2 protein-coding genes are annotated in these 856 nt (G+C 56.9%); both read left to right on the top strand.

The features are described from left to right. The coding region (locus tag E4680_RS14235) for a hypothetical protein (protein ID WP_167792540.1) at positions 1 to 417 on the top strand (417 nt) is incomplete at its 5' end. Continuing rightward, on the top strand, positions 417 to 856 hold a 440-nt coding region (locus E4680_RS13935), incomplete at its 3' end, for a hypothetical protein (protein ID WP_167792539.1). The genes E4680_RS14235 and E4680_RS13935, both read left to right, overlap by 1 nt.

Here is an 856-nt window from a genome sequence, read left to right as displayed (position 1 = left end):
CAAGTCACCGCTGACGCATACGGGGAACAGCAATTCCCCTATGTTGTCGAGGTTGACGCGCCGATTGTTGGTCTTGCTGAGATTGTTTGGCCGGCAGGGCTGTTCAGCCTGCAGCCATCGACGAGCCTTGATTTCAGCGCCGGCGAATCTGAGCAAATGCTCGAAGGTTATCGGCAGCGCATCCAGACGGCCGGCAAATATGCTGTTCTTTCCGGCCGCATGGAGTGGGGCGGGGCTGAGTCGGCCACCATGCGCCAATGGCTTCTAGCGGCTCAGGATTGGCCATGGGTGGCGCACAATGTGCCGTTTTTTGGCTCTACGGTATCGGTGCACGGGCATTGGCTTCAGCAATATTCGGTGATTACAGATCCGGGGCGTATCTCGGTCGATATTGAGGCTTTGCTGACATGGGAGTGATGCAGTCCCTGACGGGCCACGATCCACAGCAGATCATCACGCTTCTGGACGTCAACGGAAGCCGGTATTGTGATCAGGCGCAGGCGGTGACATTTGACGGCTACCAATGGGCGCCGCTGGACTTCACCGCCGTGCAATCGTCAGACGCCTATTCGCCGCTGGAAATCAAAATATCAGCGTCTCGGCACATCAATGCAAACGGCCCATGCCGAATGATGCGCATTGCTGGTTCGGACGTGCTCTATGATGCGGTTGGGCTCGACGTGATCAGCATTGATAGCGGTCCCGGTCTTTGCGAAATCGTCCTTGGCTATATCGATGCGAGCACGCCAAGCAATCGTACCTATTCGGTGGACTATTACCACGGTCTGAGGCGGTATTCAGACCCAGAGTTGCCCGCGCATCAGTCGTTTTTCGCGGACAGCGCAGCGCAAAACTC

The organism is Candidatus Macondimonas diazotrophica (assembly GCF_004684205.1).
Taxonomy (GTDB): Bacteria; Pseudomonadota; Gammaproteobacteria; order UBA5335; family UBA5335; genus Macondimonas; species Macondimonas diazotrophica.
Note: the sequence above shows the minus strand (reverse complement) of the source record. Positions and strands in the feature narration are given on the sequence as shown.